Genomic DNA, 14,229 nt, shown 5'->3' with positions numbered 1-14,229 from the left:
TCACCCCTTCAGATGGGAGACGGCACTACCACCACTTTTCCGGCTGGAACCTACCCGCCGCCTGTTCGATGACATGGGCGGCCTGGAACAAGGTTTCCTCGTCGAAAGGCCGGCCGATGAGCTGCAGGCCGAGCGGCAGGCCCTTGGCGTCTAGCCCTGCGGGCACGGCGATACCCGGCAGTCCAGCCATGTTCACCGTCACCGTAAAGATGTCATTGAGGTACATCTTGACCGGGTCGGCGGCCATGTCCTCGTCGGCGATGCCAAAGGCCGCCGACGGCGTCGCCGGCGTCAGGATGACGCCGACGCCGGCGGCGAATGCGTTTTCGAAATCCCGCTTGATGAGATTCCGCACCTTCTGCGCCTGCAGATAGTAGGCGTCGTAGTAGCCTGCGGAGAGGACATAGGTGCCGATCATGATGCGGCGCTTGACCTCGCGGCCGAAGCCGGCGGCGCGGGTCTTCTCGTACATGTCGACGATGTCCTTGCCCGGCACGCGCAACCCATAGCGGACGCCGTCATAGCGGGCGAGGTTCGAAGAGGCTTCGGCGGGCGCGACGATGTAATAGGCCGGCAGCGCATATTTGGTATGCGGAAGGGAAATGTCGACGATCTCGGCGCCGGCATCTTTCAGCCAGGCAATGCCTTTCTGCCACAGCGCCTCGATCTCGTCGGGCATGCCGTCGACGCGGTATTCCTTGGGGATGCCGACCTTCATGCCCTTGATCGGCTTGCCGATCGCCGCCTCGTAATCCGGCACCGGCCGGTCGACCGAGGTGGTGTCTCTCGGATCGACCGAGGCCATCGATTTCAAGAGAATCGCGGCGTCGCGCACATCGCGGGCGATCGGTCCGGCCTGGTCAAGCGACGAAGCGAAGGCGACGATACCCCAGCGCGAGCAGCGGCCGTAGGTCGGTTTGATGCCGACCGTGCCGGTGAAGGCGGCGGGCTGGCGGATCGAACCGCCGGTGTCGGTGGCGGTGGCGCCGGCACATAGGAGCGCTGAAACGGCGGAGGCCGAGCCGCCTGACGAACCGCCCGGCACCAGCTGGGCGTTGTCCAGCGTGCGCGCGGTCCTGGTGCCGCCGGCCGAGACGAAACCGCCATCGCCCTGATGCGTGGTTGGCATCACCACCGTGTCGAGGCGCGAACGCCGCCACGGATTGATGACGGGGCCGTAGTGGGAGGTCTCGTTGGACGAGCCCATGGCGAACTCGTCCATGTTGAGCTTGCCGAGCATCACGGCGCCGTCGGCCCACAGATTGGCAGTGACAGTCGATTCGTAATGTGGCTTGAACCCATCCAGCACATGGCTGCAGGCCTGGGTGTGGATGCCTTCGGTGCCGAACAGGTCCTTGATCCCGAGCGGTATGCCTTCGAGCGTCCCGCCCTCGCCCTTCGCCAGCTTCGCGTCCGAGGCCTTGGCCATGTCGCGCGCCTTGTCGTCGGTAACGACGACATAGGCGTTGAGCGTCGGATTGGCCCGCTCGATCGCCTGGAGATAGGCTTCGGTGATCTCGGTTGCGGTGATTTCCTTGGCGCGCAGCTTGGTGCGGGCCTGCGAAATCGTCAGGTGGGTCAGGTCGCTCATCAGGCAAGGCTCTTTTCGTAAAACACCGACCACTCGGAATCGGGATAGTCCAGTACCGGGCCGCAGCGCGAAAATCCGGCGCCTTCATAGACGGTCCACGCTGCCGGATGGCGGTCGCCGGTTTCCAGCACCAAACGCTTCAGCCCTTCATTGCGCGCCAGCGCTTCGATCCGCTCGACGATCCTGGCGCCGATCTTCTGTCCACGATGCGAAGGCCGCGTGTACATGCGCTTGACCTCGCCGACGGTGCCATCGTGGCGCTTCAGCGCGCCGCAACCGACGGCAAGGCCGTTGTCGCGAGCGATGAAGACAGTTGTGTCGTTGTCGGCCATCTGTTCGACGGTCATGTGATAGCAGTGCTCCGGCGGCGTCAGTTCCAGCAGCGCGTCGTTGAGCTCCTTAACCAGCCCGCGCACATCGTCCTGCACCGGCGTTTCGATGGCGATCTCGATTGCCATCGGCCCGCTACTCCACCACCTTCGGAACGAGGAAGAAATTCTCTTCGGTGGCCGGTGCGTTGGCGACGATGTCGGCCGCCTTGCTGCCGTCGGTGACGACGTCCGGGCGCTTCTTCATTTCCATCGGAATCACCGAGGTCATCGGCTCGATGCCGGAGACATCGACCTCGTTCAATTGCTCGACAAAGCCCAGAATGGCGTTCAACTCGCCGGTCATGCGCTCGGCATCCTCCTCGCTCACCGCAATACGGGCGAGACGCGCGACGCGCTTCACAGTCTGAAGATCAACGGACATGGTTGTTTGTGCCTCTGGAAAACCAGTCCGCGCTATAGCGGCGCGGCGCGTGCCGCGCAACATGCATCGTGCTGAGAACCGGCCCAGAAGGTCTTGGCAGGCCACGCTGTCGCAGCTGACATAGCTGCCGCCTTGGGCATCCTCTACAACGAAATCGTCCCACCGATCTCCGGCAACGCCACCTTCACGCCGGATCCCTCCAACCCTGCGACAAACTTGTCGGCGGTCTGGTCGATGATCGGGAACGTGCCGAAGTGACTGGGGATGACCGTCTCAAACTGAAAGTAGCGTCGGCAGGCAAGGGCTGCCACCGCGCCACCCATGGTGAAGCGGTCGCCAATCGGCACAATACCGATCTTCGGTTCATGCAATTCGTTGATCAGCGCCATGTCGGAAAAGATGTCGGTGTCGCCCATGTGATAGAGCGTCTTGTCTTCCGGAAAATGCAGGACGAGGCCGCCTGGATTGCCGAGATAGGTGTTCAGGCCATTGTCACCCGGGAACGACGATGAATGCAGCGCCTGGACGAAGGTGGTGGTGAAACCGCCGCAATCCACGGTGCCGCCGATATTGCCGGGATTGATCTTCTTGTCGCTGGCGCCCCGGCCGACCAGGTACATGCAGACCTCGAAATTGGCGACCAGCATAGCGCCGCTTTTCCCAAGCACTTCGAGCGCACCGCTGATGTGATCGCTATGGCCATGGGTCAAAAGAACATGCGTGACCCCTTCCGCCGGTCCTTCCCAGCCGCTCGTCCATGACGGATTGCCGATCAGATAGGGATCGATGAGGATTTTCGCGTCGGTGGTTTCGATGCGGAATGCGGAATGTCCGTACCAGGTCAGTTTCATGAATGCCTTCCTCGATTTTTGCTTCGCCAGAGGATAGAACGCCGGCAGTGAAATTAAAGTCCCACGGCGTGTGGTCCAAGGAAGGCCGTTGAGCATCATCACCATCGAAGAGTTGCCGGCGCGGCTCAGCGGCGGCAAGACGCTGGCCGGGCTCGACCTCGGCGACAAGACCATCGGCGTGGCGGTTTCCGACAGGGGCTTTGCCTTCGCCCATCCGCGTCCGGTCATCATGCGCAGGAAATTCTCGCTGGATGCAGCTGTGCTGCTCGCCTTGCTGCAGAAAGAGAACGTCGGCGCCGTGGTGCTCGGCCTGCCGATCAACATGGACGGGTCGGAAGGCCCGCGCGCCCAGAAATCCCGCGCCTTCGCCCGCAACATGGCTGGTGTGACCGACCTGCCCTTCGTTTTGTGGGACGAGCGACTGTCGACGGTGGCGGCTGAGCGGACGTTGATCGAGATGGATTTTTCGCGCCGCAAACGCGCCGGCAAGATCGATTCGGCCGCGGCGGCCTTTATTCTGCAGGGCGTTCTCGACCGGCTTCAGGCGCTCGGCGTCGATGCCTGGCCGAAATAGCGGTCGCGCATTATCCTGATCCAGGCGCCGATCACCCGGCGGCGGCGGAACGCCCAAAATGCCATGAGCAGCAGACTGTCGAAGATGCAGGCCTTTGCCACCATGCCGGGAATGAGCGCCGGATCAATGCCGAGCATCTCCCCATAAAGCTGGAAGACGAGGTCATGCAATTGGCGGCTCAGCATGATGTATCCGAAATTGATGTCGTTGAGCGACAGGAAAAACCAGCCCCAGAACAGGGCGAGCGGCGCCGCCCATAGCGCGAACAAGGTACGCATCAGCGGCCATCCCTCAAGTTCGTGTCCGGCCTCAAGTTCGTGTCCAGCCGGCCGGAAATGCGCGAGAGCGCCGAGTTGTGCGCCGCCGCCTTCGCCATCACATGCGCGGCGGCACGGATTTCACCCGTGCCCGGAACCGCTGCGGCAAGGGCCGACCGCCACTCTGCGAGCATGGCGACATAGGACGCCAGCAGCGCCGCCAGTTGCACCGCGACAACCATGAACAGCCCGCTGATGCCTTGCGCGGCGCCGCCGACGATAATCAGCGACAATACGCCGGAGGCAGATATGAAGGCGACCCGCACGACGCTGTCGGTGGCGTCCGGATTTGTCGGATCGCTAAACAGAGTCTCGACAAAGGCCCAGCAGAACAGCACCGCTACGACCAGCAGCGCTACAGCAAGCGGTGCCACGACAACGGCGCTTTCGAGGTCGGCGAAGCGGGTGTTCTGGACGGCGACGCCGAGCACGCCAAGCGCTGCCGCAACACCGCGATTCCCGTCGATGCAGAGGAACGCCAGCAGGGCGAAAACGACCGCCCAGTGCAAGGCCAGAAAGGAGCTCAATATATGCCGCATGGCGTTCCTGCTTCCGTAAACAGGACAGTGGGCTTTGCGGCCCGCCACCGCAATGGAAACCATTTATTAAGGTTAACGGGCGTTTGCAGGAGCACGACAGCGCCGGTCGTGGCGCTTTACATGCCGGTAATGCCTGCTATGGCACAGTCTCCCTCCGAGACGCTTCCATGCAAGCCACGTTCGAAAGCATCCTGCCGATCTTCCTGCTTATCCTGTGCGGAAATATTCTTCGGCGCGTCGACGTGATCGATCCGGCCGGCTGGCACGGCATCGACCAGTTGGGCTACTGGTTCTTCTATCCGACACTGATTCTCGTGACGATCGTAAACGCCGATTTCACCGGCCTGCAGCTGGATGCCATGATGCTGGCGCTGGCAATCACCGTGCCGCTGATGTTTGTATTCGTGCTGTCATTGTGGCCGTTTCTGCGCAAGGCCGGTCTTGCCGGAACGGCCGAATTCTCGTCGATTTTCCAAACGTCGATCCGCTGGAACGGTTTCATGGCGCTGGCCATTGCCCAGAAACTGTTTCCGCCCGCCGGCATGGCTGTCGTCGCGCTGGTGATGGCGATCATCATCCTGCCGATCAATCTTGTGACGGTTTTCGTGGTTACACGCTTCGCCGACAGGACGGCCAACTGGCCGACGCTGATCCGCCGCATGGCGACCGATCCAATGGTGATCGCGGCTGCCGGCGGTCTTCTGCTGCGCGCGCTGCCCTTCGAACTTTTTGCGCCGGTCAACAAGACGCTTCAGCTGATCGGCCAGGCCGCGCTTGGGCTTGGCCTCGTCGGCATTGGTGCGGGCCTGAGGCTCGACAGCCTGGTCAAGCCCAGGATCGCTATCCTCGTCCCGGTTGCGGTCAAGCTGGTGGTGTTTCCGGCGCTGCTGCTGGCCATTTCGCTCCTGCTTGGCGTCACCGGCGAGGAATTGCTGTTTCTCATCCTGTGCGGCGCCGTGCCGACCGCCATGAACGGTTATGTGCTGGCCAAGCAGATGGGCGGCGACGCCGAGCTTTACGCTACGGTTACGACGCTGCAGACGGTTGCTTCCTTCGCGACCATCCCGGTTGTACTGCTGCTGGCGGCTCAGTTCGTCGGCGGATAGAGCGTATCGATGATCATACGCGCGTCATGGCGCGAATCGAGCATGCCATAGGTGTTGCGCCACTGGCCGGCGAGGCGCGTCTCGACGAAGGCGTCGGCGATCCGCCCTGCCCCCAGCCTGCGAAGCTCCGCCGCAGCCGCCGACAGCGCCAGTTGCTCGGTGAGCAGGCGGGCCGAGCCCTCGTCGGTTGCCGCGACCTGCATTGCCGCCTTGAGTACACCGACGGTGCCGCGTCCGCCGGCGCCGAGATCGCGATCGATGCCGGCCAGCACCTCCTCGAACAGGCCGGGTGCACGCGCCAGCACGCGCAGCACGTCGAGCGCCATGACGTTGCCGGATCCCTCCCAGATCGCGTTGACCGGAGCTTCGCGATAGTAGCGGGCGAGCGGCGCCTCCTCGACATAGCCATTGCCGCCGAGGCACTCCATCGCTTCGTAGAGCAGCGGTGGTGCAATCTTGCAGACCCAGTACTTTACGACCGGCGTCATGGCGCGAGCGAAGGCCGCCTCGCCGCGGTCGCCGGCCGCTTCGTCGAAGGAGCGCGCCAGCCGGAACGACAGCGCGGTGGCCGCGGCGACGTCGAGCGCCATGTCGGCCAGCACGCGCTGCATCAGCGGCTGCTCGATCAGATTGGTTCCAAACACCTGGCGGTGACGGGTGTGGTGGACGGCCTCGGCCAGGCCGGCACGCATGATCGCCGAAGAGGCGATCGCGCAGTCGAGCCGGGTCAGCGTCACCATGTCCATGATCGTTTTCACGCCCGCCCCGGGCTCGCCGACCATCTCGCCGATGGCGTTGACGAACTCCACTTCGGACGAGGCGTTGGAGCGGTTGCCGAGCTTGTCCTTCAGCCGCTGGAAGCGGAAGCCGTTGCCCGAACCATCGCCGAGAATGCGGGGAACGAGAAAGCACGAAAGTCCTTCCGGCGCCTGTCCAAGCACTAGGAACGCATCCGACATCGGCGCTGACATGAACCATTTATGGCCGGTCAGCCGATAGAAGCTGCTGCCGGCCCGCTCGGCCCTGGTGATGTTGGCGCGGACATCGGTGCCGCCCTGCTTCTCGGTCAGGCCCATGCCGAGCGTCAGCCCGGCCTTTTCGACCGGCGGCTTTTGGCCCTGGTCGTATTTGCGTGTCGTCACCCGCGGCGCCCATTCGCGAAACAGCTTCGGGCTTGCCATCAGCGCTGCCAGCGATGCGCTGGTCATGGTGATGGGACAGAGATGCCCGGTTTCGAGCTCGGCCGTAAGGTAGAAACGCGCGGCGCGCACCTGATGACGGCGGCCGATCTCGGCATCGCCATTTTCCCAGACCGACGAATGCAGCCCGTTTGCCAGCGACCGGCGCATCAGTGCGTGATAGGCTGGATGAAACTCGACCAGATCGATGCGCCGGCCCTGCCGGTCATGGGTCCTGAGCTTGGGCGTCTCGACATTGGCCAGGCGAGCCAGTTCCTGCGCCTCCTGCGTCAGCACGAAACGGCCAAGCCCATCGAGATCTTTGCGCACCGGATCGGAAAAACGCTCGGCAAGCTGGATCAGCAACGGATCGCCCCGCCAGGCGTTGCCGCCTGCCAGCGGCGGCGGCTGGTTCGTCACGTCGTCGGTCACGCACTGTCCTTATCATCACAAGGCCACGAATCCGAAGCCAGTAGCGGTTTATAGCCCAAGCCGCGCAACGCGCGCGACGAAAATACCGGGGAGAAAGACCGCAATCCAAAGCTGGTGCTTGCAGCCAAAGGTCCTCCACCCTATAGCAGCGCCTTGAGATGACCGACGCTTCGCTGCCACTCTATCCTCACCGCCATCTTCTGGGCATCCGCGATCTTTCCCCCGCCGACATCGAGCTTTTGCTGGACAAGGCGGACCGGGCGGTCGCGATCTCGCGGCAGTCGGAGAAGAAGACCACGACGCTGCGCGGCCGCACCCAGATCAACCTCTTTTACGAAGCCTCGACCCGCACGCAGTCGTCGTTCGAGCTGGCCGGAAAACGGCTAGGCGCCGACGTCATGAACATGTCGGTGGCGAGCTCTTCGGTGAAGAAAGGCGAGACGCTGATCGACACGGCGATGACGCTGAACGCCATGCGCCCGGACATATTGATCATCCGCCACCAGTCGGCGGGTGCCGCCGCACTGCTGGCGCAAAAGGTCGGCTGCTCGGTGATCAATGCCGGCGACGGCGCCCATGAGCACCCGACGCAGGCGCTGCTCGACGCGCTGACCATCCGCCGCGCCAGGGGCCAGCTGTCGAAGCTGATCGTGGCGATCTGTGGCGACATCCTGCATTCGCGCGTGGCGCGTTCCAACATCATGCTGCTCAATGCGCTCGGCGCCCAGGTCCGCGTCGTGGCGCCGTCGACGCTTCTGCCCGCCGGCATCGAGAAAATGGGCGTAGTCGTCACCCGTTCGATGGCCGAAGGGCTCAAGGACGCGGATGTGGTGATGATGCTGCGGCTGCAGCGCGAGCGGATGGAAGGCGCCTTCGTGCCTTCGGTGCGCGAATATTTCCACTATTTCGGCCTCGATGCCGAGAAGCTGAAGGCGGCCAAGGACGGCGCTCTGGTCATGCATCCCGGCCCGATGAACCGCGGCGTCGAGATCGCCTCGGAAATCGCTGACGGTCCGCAGAGCGTCATCCAGGAACAGGTGGAGATGGGTGTTGCCGTGCGCATGGCGGTGATGGAAGCCCTGCTCGACCCCCGCCGCAATCGTGAGGACCGCAACCTCGAGGGCCGCGGCGCATGAATACAACGGTCTTCAGCCGGGCCCGCATCGTCGATCCGTCGCGCGGCATCGACGAGGTCGGCACGGTCATTGTCGAGGGCCGCAAGATCGTCGCTGCCGGCAAGTCGGCCTTGAACCAGGGCGCTTCGCAAGATGCCGTCGTCATCGACTGCGCCGGCAAGGCTGTTATCCCCGGTTTGATCGATGCGCGCGTCTTCATCGGCGAACCGGGCGGTGAGCACCGCGAAACCATCGCTTCGGCCAGCGTGGCGGCGGCCGCCGGCGGCGTCACTTCCATCGTCATGATGCCCGACACCGACCCGGTGATCGACAATGTCGCGCTCGTCGAATTCGTTCTGCGCACCGCCAAGGACACGGCCATCGTCAACATCTTTCCGGCGGCTGCGATCACCAAGGGCCTCGAAGGCCGCGAGATGACCGAATTTGGCCTGTTGCGCGAGGCCGGCGCGGTCGCCTTCACCGACGGGCAGCACACCATATCAAGCGCACTGGTAATGCGCCGTGCGCTGACCTATGCGCGCGATTTCGGCGGCGTGATCGCTCATGAAACCCAAGACGCCGACCTCGCCTCATCAGGCGTCATGAATGAAGGCCTCTATGCCAGCTGGCTCGGCCTTGCCGGCATTCCGCGCGAGGCCGAGTCCATTCCGCTGGAGCGCGACCTTGCGCTGGCGCGGCTGACCGGCGGCGCCTATCACGCGGCCAAGATCTCGACGGCCATGGCGGCAAACGCGGTAACGCGGGCGAAAGCCGACAGCGCGAATGTCACAGCAGGCGTCTCGATCCACAATTTATCGCTCAACGAGAACGATGTCGGCGAATACCGCACCTTCTTCCGGCTGACACCGCCGCTGCGCGCCGAGGAAGACCGGATGGCAATGATCGAGGCGGTCAAGGACGGCACGATCGACCTCATCGTATCCTCGCACGATCCGCAGGACGTCGACACCAAGCGCCTGCCCTTCGCCGACGCCGCGGCCGGTGCCATCGGCCTGGAGACGCTGCTGGGTGCGGCGCTGCGGCTCTATCACAATGACGACGTGACGCTGCTTAGATTGGTTGAGACATTGTCCACTGCCCCTGCAAGGTTGTTCGGCCTGCCCGGCGGCACGCTGAAGCCGGGTGCGGTCGCCGATCTTGCGCTGGTCGATCTCGACGAGCCATGGATCGTCAGCGAAAGCGGCATCCGTTCGCGCTCGAAAAACACCTGTTTCGAAGGCGCGCGGCTGCAGGGCAAGGTCTTGCAAACGATGGTGGCGGGCCGCACAGTGTTTTCAGCCTAATGCATGTCGCGCAAAAGTGTGCAGCGGTTTTGCGATAACGACATGCATAAAACAGTAGCCTAAAGCGCGTCGCTGAGGCCGGTCAAACGCGACGCGCTTTAGGGCATATCTGGGGGAACAATGGCTTACGGCATCGTCTTGGCGCTGGTGTTCGGTTACCTGCTCGGCTCGATCCCGTTCGGGCTCCTGATCACTCGTGCCGCCGGTCTTGGCGACATCCGCAATATAGGCTCCGGCAATATCGGCGCCACCAATGTACTGCGCACCGGCAACAAGGGCTTGGCTGCCGCCACGCTGCTGCTCGACGCGCTGAAAGGCACGGCGGCCGTGCTGATCGCCGGTCGCTTTGCACCGGAACTCGGGCCCTGGGCCGGCCTTGGCGCCTTTTTCGGCCATCTGTTTCCGGTCTGGCTCGGTTTCAAGGGCGGCAAGGGTATCGCCACTTATCTCGGCGTGCTGATCGCTCTTGCCTGGCAGGTGGCGCTGATCTTCGCCGTCGTCTGGCTCGCCATGGCTTTCCTGTTCCGCTATTCCTCGCTGGCGGCGCTGACGGCAGCCGTCGTCGTGCCGATTGCGCTCTATGTCCTCAGCACGCCGCAGATTGCCGGGCTGTTCGCGCTGATGAGCCTGATCGCCATCATAAAACACCGGGCCAACATTGCCCGGCTGCTGGCCGGCACCGAGGGCAAGATCGGGGCCAGGGAGTGAGCCAGCGCGCCGCCGGCCCGCAGCTCAGCGACCGGCAGCGGTTGAGCTGGCTTCGTTTGATCCGCACGCCGAATGTCGGCCCGGCCACCTTTCGCGACCTGATCAACCGCTTCGGCTCGGCCGAGACAGCGCTCGAGATGCTGCCCGAGCTGATGATTTCGGGCGGCGCCAGAAAGAGCGTCCGCATCCCGTCGATGGCCGAGGCCGAGGCGGAACTGGAGACTGCCCGGCGGGCCGGCGCCCGCTTCGTCGGCATCGGCGAGGCCGACTATCCGCCGCTGATGAAAAGCATGGACCATCCGCCGCCGCTGCTCGCGGTCAAGGGCGAAGGTGCAGTGTTCCGCTTGCCGGCGGTCGCCATTGTCGGCGCCCGCAACGCCTCGCTGGCCGGCATCAAGATGGCGCGGACGCTCGCCGCCGAACTCGGCCGCGACGGCTATAGCATCGTCTCCGGCCTGGCGCGCGGCATCGACACGGCAGCACATCAGGGCAGCCTTGCGTCAGGCACGATCGGCGTTTTGGCCGGCGGCCTCGATCTGCCCTACCCGCCCGAGAATGCCGGGCTGTGCAACGAGATTGCCGAGCGCGGCGGCGCCATCATTTCGGAAATGCCGTTCGGCTGGGAGCCGCGCCCCCAGGATTTTCCGCGCCGCAACCGCCTTGTCGCCGGTGCGGCATTGGGGCTGGTCGTGGTCGAGGCCGCGCAACGCTCCGGCTCGCTGATCAGCGCCAGGCTTGCCGGCGAGATGGGCCGACTGGTCTTCGCCGTCCCCGGCTCGCCGCTCGATCCACGCGCCGCCGGCGCCAACGCCTTGCTCAAGGACGGCGCCACCCTGGTCACCGAGGCATCGGATATTACCAATGCGATCGCGCCGCTGGTCGGCTCGCTGGTGCCAAGGACAGCACCCTTCGAAGAACCGCCCGACTTTTCCGCAACGCCGCCGCCCGGCGAGAGCGACCGCACCCGCGTCGTCGAAGCGCTCGGCCCGACGCCGGTGGCGGTCGACGAAATCATCCGCCACACCGGCCTGCATCCCGCCCAGGTTTTCATGGTGCTGCTGGAACTCGACCTCGCCGGCCGGCTGGAACGCCACGCCGGCGGAAACGTCTCGCTGGTGTGATCGAAGTGTTCCGGATCTCTCAGCACACGATTCTTGGGAGAACCTGCCCCGATGCTCGCCGCCTCTTGCCGGTCGCGTTTGTCGTGGCAGTAATCCGCTGATAAGCCTAAGCAACTGAATCTTAACGTGAAACAATGGTGAGCGCGCAGGGATTCGAACCCTGGACCTACTGATTAAAAGTCAGTTGCTCTACCGGCTGAGCTACGCGCTCCCGCGGGCTCAGAATGCCGCCCTCGAAATTGCGCGGAACATAGGGAGAGTGCTTCGACCGGTCAACCGGAAAAGTGGGCACGTAAGCCGGGCTTTTCGCGATCTCATGGCGCCTCGCAAAACGTCTCGACAAGGTCGGAGTTGCTGTCTCGCACAAAAACCGAGACGCGTTACAAATCAGCAGCTTGCTATTTTTTGCGGAACAATTGCGCAACCTGCCCGTTTTTGTGGCTACAAGGGACGACGCTTTCAAGGAGAAGATGATGAACAGGATCATGTCGGGCTTGCTGGCGACCGCGCTGTCAGCGTCATTCGCTGTAGCGGAGATCGTGCCCGTCAACGCCCAGCCCATTTACGTGCCGCTAGGTCAGAACGTCTCGTCGGATGTCCAGACCGTCGACCACAGGCGTTGGAGGCGTTTCGACGGCGATCGCGATTTTTCACGCCGCGATTTCCGTCGCGACTTCCGCCGCGGCGACTTCCGCCGTGATTTCCGTCGCGAATTCCGCCGTGATTTCCGTCGGGATTTTGCCCGTCGCGATTTTTCCCGCCGCGATTTTCGTCGCTTCGCCGGTGACGATTTCAGGTATTGGCGCGGCTATCGCGGCTATCGCTATTATCGCCCCGGCTATCGTCGCTACAACGACTACTGGTTCCCGCTGGCGGCCTTCGCCACCGGCGCCCTGATCACCGGCGCAATCATCAACAGCCAGCCCCGCCGCATCTATCGCGGCGATGCGCATGTGGAGTGGTGCTACAGCCGCTACAGATCTTACCGGGCCTACGACAACACGTATCAGCCTTACTACGGCCCTCGCCGGCAGTGCATCTCGCCCTATTGATAAGCCAGGGCAGAGCTGAACAAAAGTCGTTGAAGAGAAGAGCCTGCGCCGGCAACGGCGCAGGCTTTTTCTTTTCGGTGCGCCAATCTACAGCGTGCTCAGTGTCCGGCGCACAGCATGGCGCCAACCCGCCAGCTTTGCGGAACGGACCAACGCATCCATGTCCGGTCGAAACCGCCGTTCGAGCGCCCAGCTCTTGGCGAATTCCCTTGTCTTCGGCCAGATGCCGGCCTTCGAGCCGGCCAGCCATGCCGCGCCGAGCGCCGTCGTCTCCAGGATGGTCGGCCGGTCGACCGGCGCATCGAGGATGTCGGCAAGCCGCTGCATCGTCCAGTCCGACGCCACCATGCCGCCATCGACCCTGAGAACGGTCTTCGCTGACGCGCTCTTCCAGTCCCTGCGCATCGCGTCGAGCAGGTCGCGCGTCTGGAACGCAACGGATTCGAGTGCGGCACGGGCAAATTCCGCCGGGCCCGAATTGCGGGTCAGCCCGAAGATGGCGCCGCGCGCCTCGGCGTCCCAGTGCGGCGCGCCAAGCCCGACGAAAGCCGGCACCAGGTAGACTTGTTGGGTCGGGTCGGCGCTCGCCGCCAGCACGCCGCTCTGCTCGGCCTTGCCGATCACCTTGATGCCGTCGCGCAGCCATTGCACGGCCGCACCAGCGATGAAGATCGAGCCTTCCAGCGCATAAGTGGTCTTGCCGTTCAGCCTGTAGGCAATGGTCGTCAACAACCGGTTCTTCGAGCGCACCAGATCGCTGCCGGTGTTGAGCAGCGCGAAGCAGCCGGTGCCATAGGTGGACTTCATCATGCCCGGCTCGAAACAGGCCTGGCCGATGGTCGCCGCATGCTGGTCGCCAGCCACGCCGAGGATTCTTATCTCTGCGCCGAACAGGCTTTTCTCTGTGATTCCATAGTCGTCAGCGCAATCCTTCACCTGCGGCAGCATTTTTCCCGGTATGCCGAGAATGGCCAGAAGCTCGTCGTCCCAGGCATTCTTTTCGATGTTGTAGACCAGCGTTCGCGAGGCATTGGTGGCATCGGTAGCGTGAACCTTGCCGCCGGTCAGCCGCCAGATCAGAAAGCTGTCGATAGTGCCGGCCAGCAATTCGCCCTTGGCGGCGCGTTTCCTCGCGCCCTTCACCTTGTCCAGCATCCAGGCGATCTTGGTGCCGGAGAAATAGGGATCGAGCAGCAGGCCGGTCTTTCTGGTGAACTTCTTCTCCAGCCCCTGCTTCTTCAATTTCTGGCACAGCGGCGCGGTGCGGCGGTCTTGCCAGACAATCGCGTTATGGATCGGCTTGCCGGTCGCCCTGTCCCAGATGACGACGGTCTCGCGCTGGTTGGTAATGCCGATCGCCGCGATGTCGGCGGCCTTTCGCCCGGCAGCAGCCAAAGCTGCCTTGCAGGTCGAAACGACCGTGTCCCAGATTTCCTCTGGATCGTGCTCGACCCAGCCGGAGGCCGGATAGTGCTGGGCAAACTCCTTTTGTCCGCTGCCCACGAGTTTCATGGATCCGTCGAACACGATGGCGCGGCTGGACGTGGTGCCCTGGTCGATCGACAAGATGTATCCGGTCATGCTGTCT

15 protein-coding genes and 1 tRNA gene are annotated in these 14,229 nt (G+C 63.6%); 7 read left to right on the top strand and 9 right to left on the bottom strand.

Annotation, left to right across the window (positions count from 1 at the left end; translation table 11 throughout):
- Positions 1-25: 25 nt before the first annotated feature.
- The 4 genes from ACWTU7_RS22830 to ACWTU7_RS22815 form a co-directional block, all read right to left on the bottom strand.
- Complete coding sequence (locus ACWTU7_RS22830; RefSeq protein ID WP_455840433.1) at positions 26-1,591, bottom strand: amidase; 1,566 nt, start codon at positions 1,589-1,591, stop codon at positions 26-28.
- A complete protein-coding gene (locus ACWTU7_RS22825; RefSeq protein ID WP_455840432.1) occupies positions 1,591-2,049 on the bottom strand; it encodes a GNAT family N-acetyltransferase in 459 nt (152 codons plus the stop codon). Before ACWTU7_RS22825 ends, ACWTU7_RS22830 begins: the two co-directional genes overlap by 1 nt.
- 7 nt (positions 2,050-2,056) lie before the next feature.
- Positions 2,057-2,344 carry an Asp-tRNA(Asn)/Glu-tRNA(Gln) amidotransferase subunit GatC gene (gene gatC / locus ACWTU7_RS22820; RefSeq protein WP_029352817.1) on the bottom strand — a complete coding sequence of 96 codons (288 nt, stop codon included), beginning with the start codon at positions 2,342-2,344 and terminating at the stop codon, positions 2,057-2,059.
- Positions 2,345-2,487: 143 nt separating this feature from the next.
- The gene (locus ACWTU7_RS22815; RefSeq protein ID WP_455840431.1) at positions 2,488-3,195 is read right to left on the bottom strand and encodes a metal-dependent hydrolase; all 708 of its coding nucleotides are present in this window, start codon (positions 3,193-3,195) and stop codon (positions 2,488-2,490) included.
- 88 nt (positions 3,196-3,283) lie between these two features.
- Between ACWTU7_RS22815 and ruvX the strand changes: the two genes are divergently transcribed.
- On the top strand, positions 3,284-3,769 hold the full coding sequence (gene ruvX / locus ACWTU7_RS22810; RefSeq protein ID WP_029352820.1) for a Holliday junction resolvase RuvX: 486 nt from the start codon (positions 3,284-3,286) through the stop codon (positions 3,767-3,769).
- On the opposite strand, the gene ACWTU7_RS22805 is transcribed toward ruvX, so the two are convergent.
- Positions 3,736-4,047, bottom strand: a complete 312-nt coding sequence (locus ACWTU7_RS22805; protein WP_455840430.1) for a DUF6105 family protein — start codon at positions 4,045-4,047, stop codon at positions 3,736-3,738. The two genes, ruvX and ACWTU7_RS22805, sit on opposite strands and share 34 nt — an antisense overlap.
- Complete coding sequence (locus ACWTU7_RS22800; protein WP_455840429.1) at positions 4,047-4,625, bottom strand: hypothetical protein; 579 nt, start codon at positions 4,623-4,625, stop codon at positions 4,047-4,049. The genes ACWTU7_RS22805 and ACWTU7_RS22800 overlap by 1 nt, the downstream gene beginning before the upstream one ends.
- A gap of 167 nt (positions 4,626-4,792) precedes the next feature.
- Between ACWTU7_RS22800 and ACWTU7_RS22795 the strand changes: the two genes are divergently transcribed.
- Positions 4,793-5,731 carry an AEC family transporter gene (locus ACWTU7_RS22795; protein ID WP_455840428.1) on the top strand — a complete coding sequence of 313 codons (939 nt, stop codon included), beginning with the start codon at positions 4,793-4,795 and terminating at the stop codon, positions 5,729-5,731.
- Here the strand turns inward: ACWTU7_RS22795 and ACWTU7_RS22790 are convergent.
- Positions 5,713-7,341 (bottom strand): DNA alkylation response protein, encoded by a 1,629-nt coding sequence (locus ACWTU7_RS22790; RefSeq protein ID WP_455840427.1) that lies wholly within the window; start codon positions 7,339-7,341, stop codon positions 5,713-5,715. The two genes, ACWTU7_RS22795 and ACWTU7_RS22790, sit on opposite strands and share 19 nt — an antisense overlap.
- Before the next feature lie 158 nt (positions 7,342-7,499).
- Between ACWTU7_RS22790 and ACWTU7_RS22785 the strand changes: the two genes are divergently transcribed.
- The 4 genes from ACWTU7_RS22785 to dprA all read left to right on the top strand — a co-directional run bounded on the left by ACWTU7_RS22785 (position 7,500) and on the right by dprA (position 11,589).
- Positions 7,500-8,477, top strand: coding sequence for an aspartate carbamoyltransferase catalytic subunit (locus tag ACWTU7_RS22785; RefSeq protein ID WP_455840426.1), 978 nt, complete (start codon positions 7,500-7,502; stop codon positions 8,475-8,477).
- A complete protein-coding gene (locus ACWTU7_RS22780; protein ID WP_455840425.1) occupies positions 8,474-9,760 on the top strand; it encodes a dihydroorotase in 1,287 nt (428 codons plus the stop codon). The genes ACWTU7_RS22785 and ACWTU7_RS22780 overlap by 4 nt, the downstream gene beginning before the upstream one ends.
- Positions 9,761-9,880: 120 nt before the next feature.
- Positions 9,881-10,468 (top strand): glycerol-3-phosphate 1-O-acyltransferase PlsY, encoded by a 588-nt coding sequence (gene plsY / locus ACWTU7_RS22775; RefSeq protein ID WP_455840424.1) that lies wholly within the window; start codon positions 9,881-9,883, stop codon positions 10,466-10,468.
- Complete coding sequence (gene dprA / locus ACWTU7_RS22770) at positions 10,465-11,589, top strand: DNA-processing protein DprA (protein WP_455840423.1); 1,125 nt, start codon at positions 10,465-10,467, stop codon at positions 11,587-11,589. The genes plsY and dprA overlap by 4 nt, the downstream gene beginning before the upstream one ends.
- Before the next feature lie 135 nt (positions 11,590-11,724).
- Here the strand turns inward: dprA and ACWTU7_RS22765 are convergent.
- A tRNA-Lys gene (locus tag ACWTU7_RS22765) sits at positions 11,725-11,800 on the bottom strand.
- A 262-nt stretch (positions 11,801-12,062) separates the two neighbouring features.
- Here ACWTU7_RS22765 and ACWTU7_RS22760 point away from each other — a divergent pair.
- The gene (locus ACWTU7_RS22760; protein WP_455840466.1) at positions 12,063-12,641 is read left to right on the top strand and encodes a BA14K family protein; all 579 of its coding nucleotides are present in this window, start codon (positions 12,063-12,065) and stop codon (positions 12,639-12,641) included.
- A gap of 87 nt (positions 12,642-12,728) precedes the next feature.
- On the opposite strand, the gene glpK is transcribed toward ACWTU7_RS22760, so the two are convergent.
- Positions 12,729-14,222: a glycerol kinase GlpK gene (gene glpK, locus ACWTU7_RS22755; RefSeq protein WP_455840422.1), complete on the bottom strand. Its 1,494-nt coding sequence runs from the start codon at positions 14,220-14,222 to the stop codon at positions 12,729-12,731.
- Between the last annotated feature and the right edge of the window lie 7 nt (positions 14,223-14,229).

It is taken from the genome of Mesorhizobium sp. BHscii (genome assembly GCF_053848065.1).
Note: the sequence above shows the minus strand (reverse complement) of the source record. Positions and strands in the feature narration are given on the sequence as shown.

Excerpts from the sequence above, each read along its gene's own strand:
- ACWTU7_RS22830 (WP_455840433.1), bottom strand. The coding sequence starts at position 1,591 with ATGAGCGACCTGACCCACCTGACGATTTCGCAGGCCCGCACCAAGCTG.
- ACWTU7_RS22825 (WP_455840432.1), bottom strand. The coding sequence starts at position 2,049 with ATGGCAATCGAGATCGCCATCGAAACGCCGGTGCAGGACGATGTGCGC.
- gatC (WP_029352817.1), bottom strand. The coding sequence starts at position 2,344 with ATGTCCGTTGATCTTCAGACTGTGAAGCGCGTCGCGCGTCTCGCCCGT.
- ACWTU7_RS22815 (WP_455840431.1), bottom strand. The coding sequence starts at position 3,195 with ATGAAACTGACCTGGTACGGACATTCCGCATTCCGCATCGAAACCACC.
- ACWTU7_RS22805 (WP_455840430.1), bottom strand. The coding sequence starts at position 4,047 with ATGCGTACCTTGTTCGCGCTATGGGCGGCGCCGCTCGCCCTGTTCTGG.
- ACWTU7_RS22800 (WP_455840429.1), bottom strand. The coding sequence starts at position 4,625 with ATGCGGCATATATTGAGCTCCTTTCTGGCCTTGCACTGGGCGGTCGTT.
- ACWTU7_RS22795 (WP_455840428.1), top strand. The coding sequence starts at position 4,793 with ATGCAAGCCACGTTCGAAAGCATCCTGCCGATCTTCCTGCTTATCCTG.
- ACWTU7_RS22785 (WP_455840426.1), top strand. The coding sequence starts at position 7,500 with ATGACCGACGCTTCGCTGCCACTCTATCCTCACCGCCATCTTCTGGGC.
- ACWTU7_RS22780 (WP_455840425.1), top strand. The coding sequence starts at position 8,474 with ATGAATACAACGGTCTTCAGCCGGGCCCGCATCGTCGATCCGTCGCGC.
- plsY (WP_455840424.1), top strand. The coding sequence starts at position 9,881 with ATGGCTTACGGCATCGTCTTGGCGCTGGTGTTCGGTTACCTGCTCGGC.
- ACWTU7_RS22760 (WP_455840466.1), top strand. The coding sequence starts at position 12,063 with ATGAACAGGATCATGTCGGGCTTGCTGGCGACCGCGCTGTCAGCGTCA.
- glpK (WP_455840422.1), bottom strand. The coding sequence starts at position 14,222 with ATGACCGGATACATCTTGTCGATCGACCAGGGCACCACGTCCAGCCGC.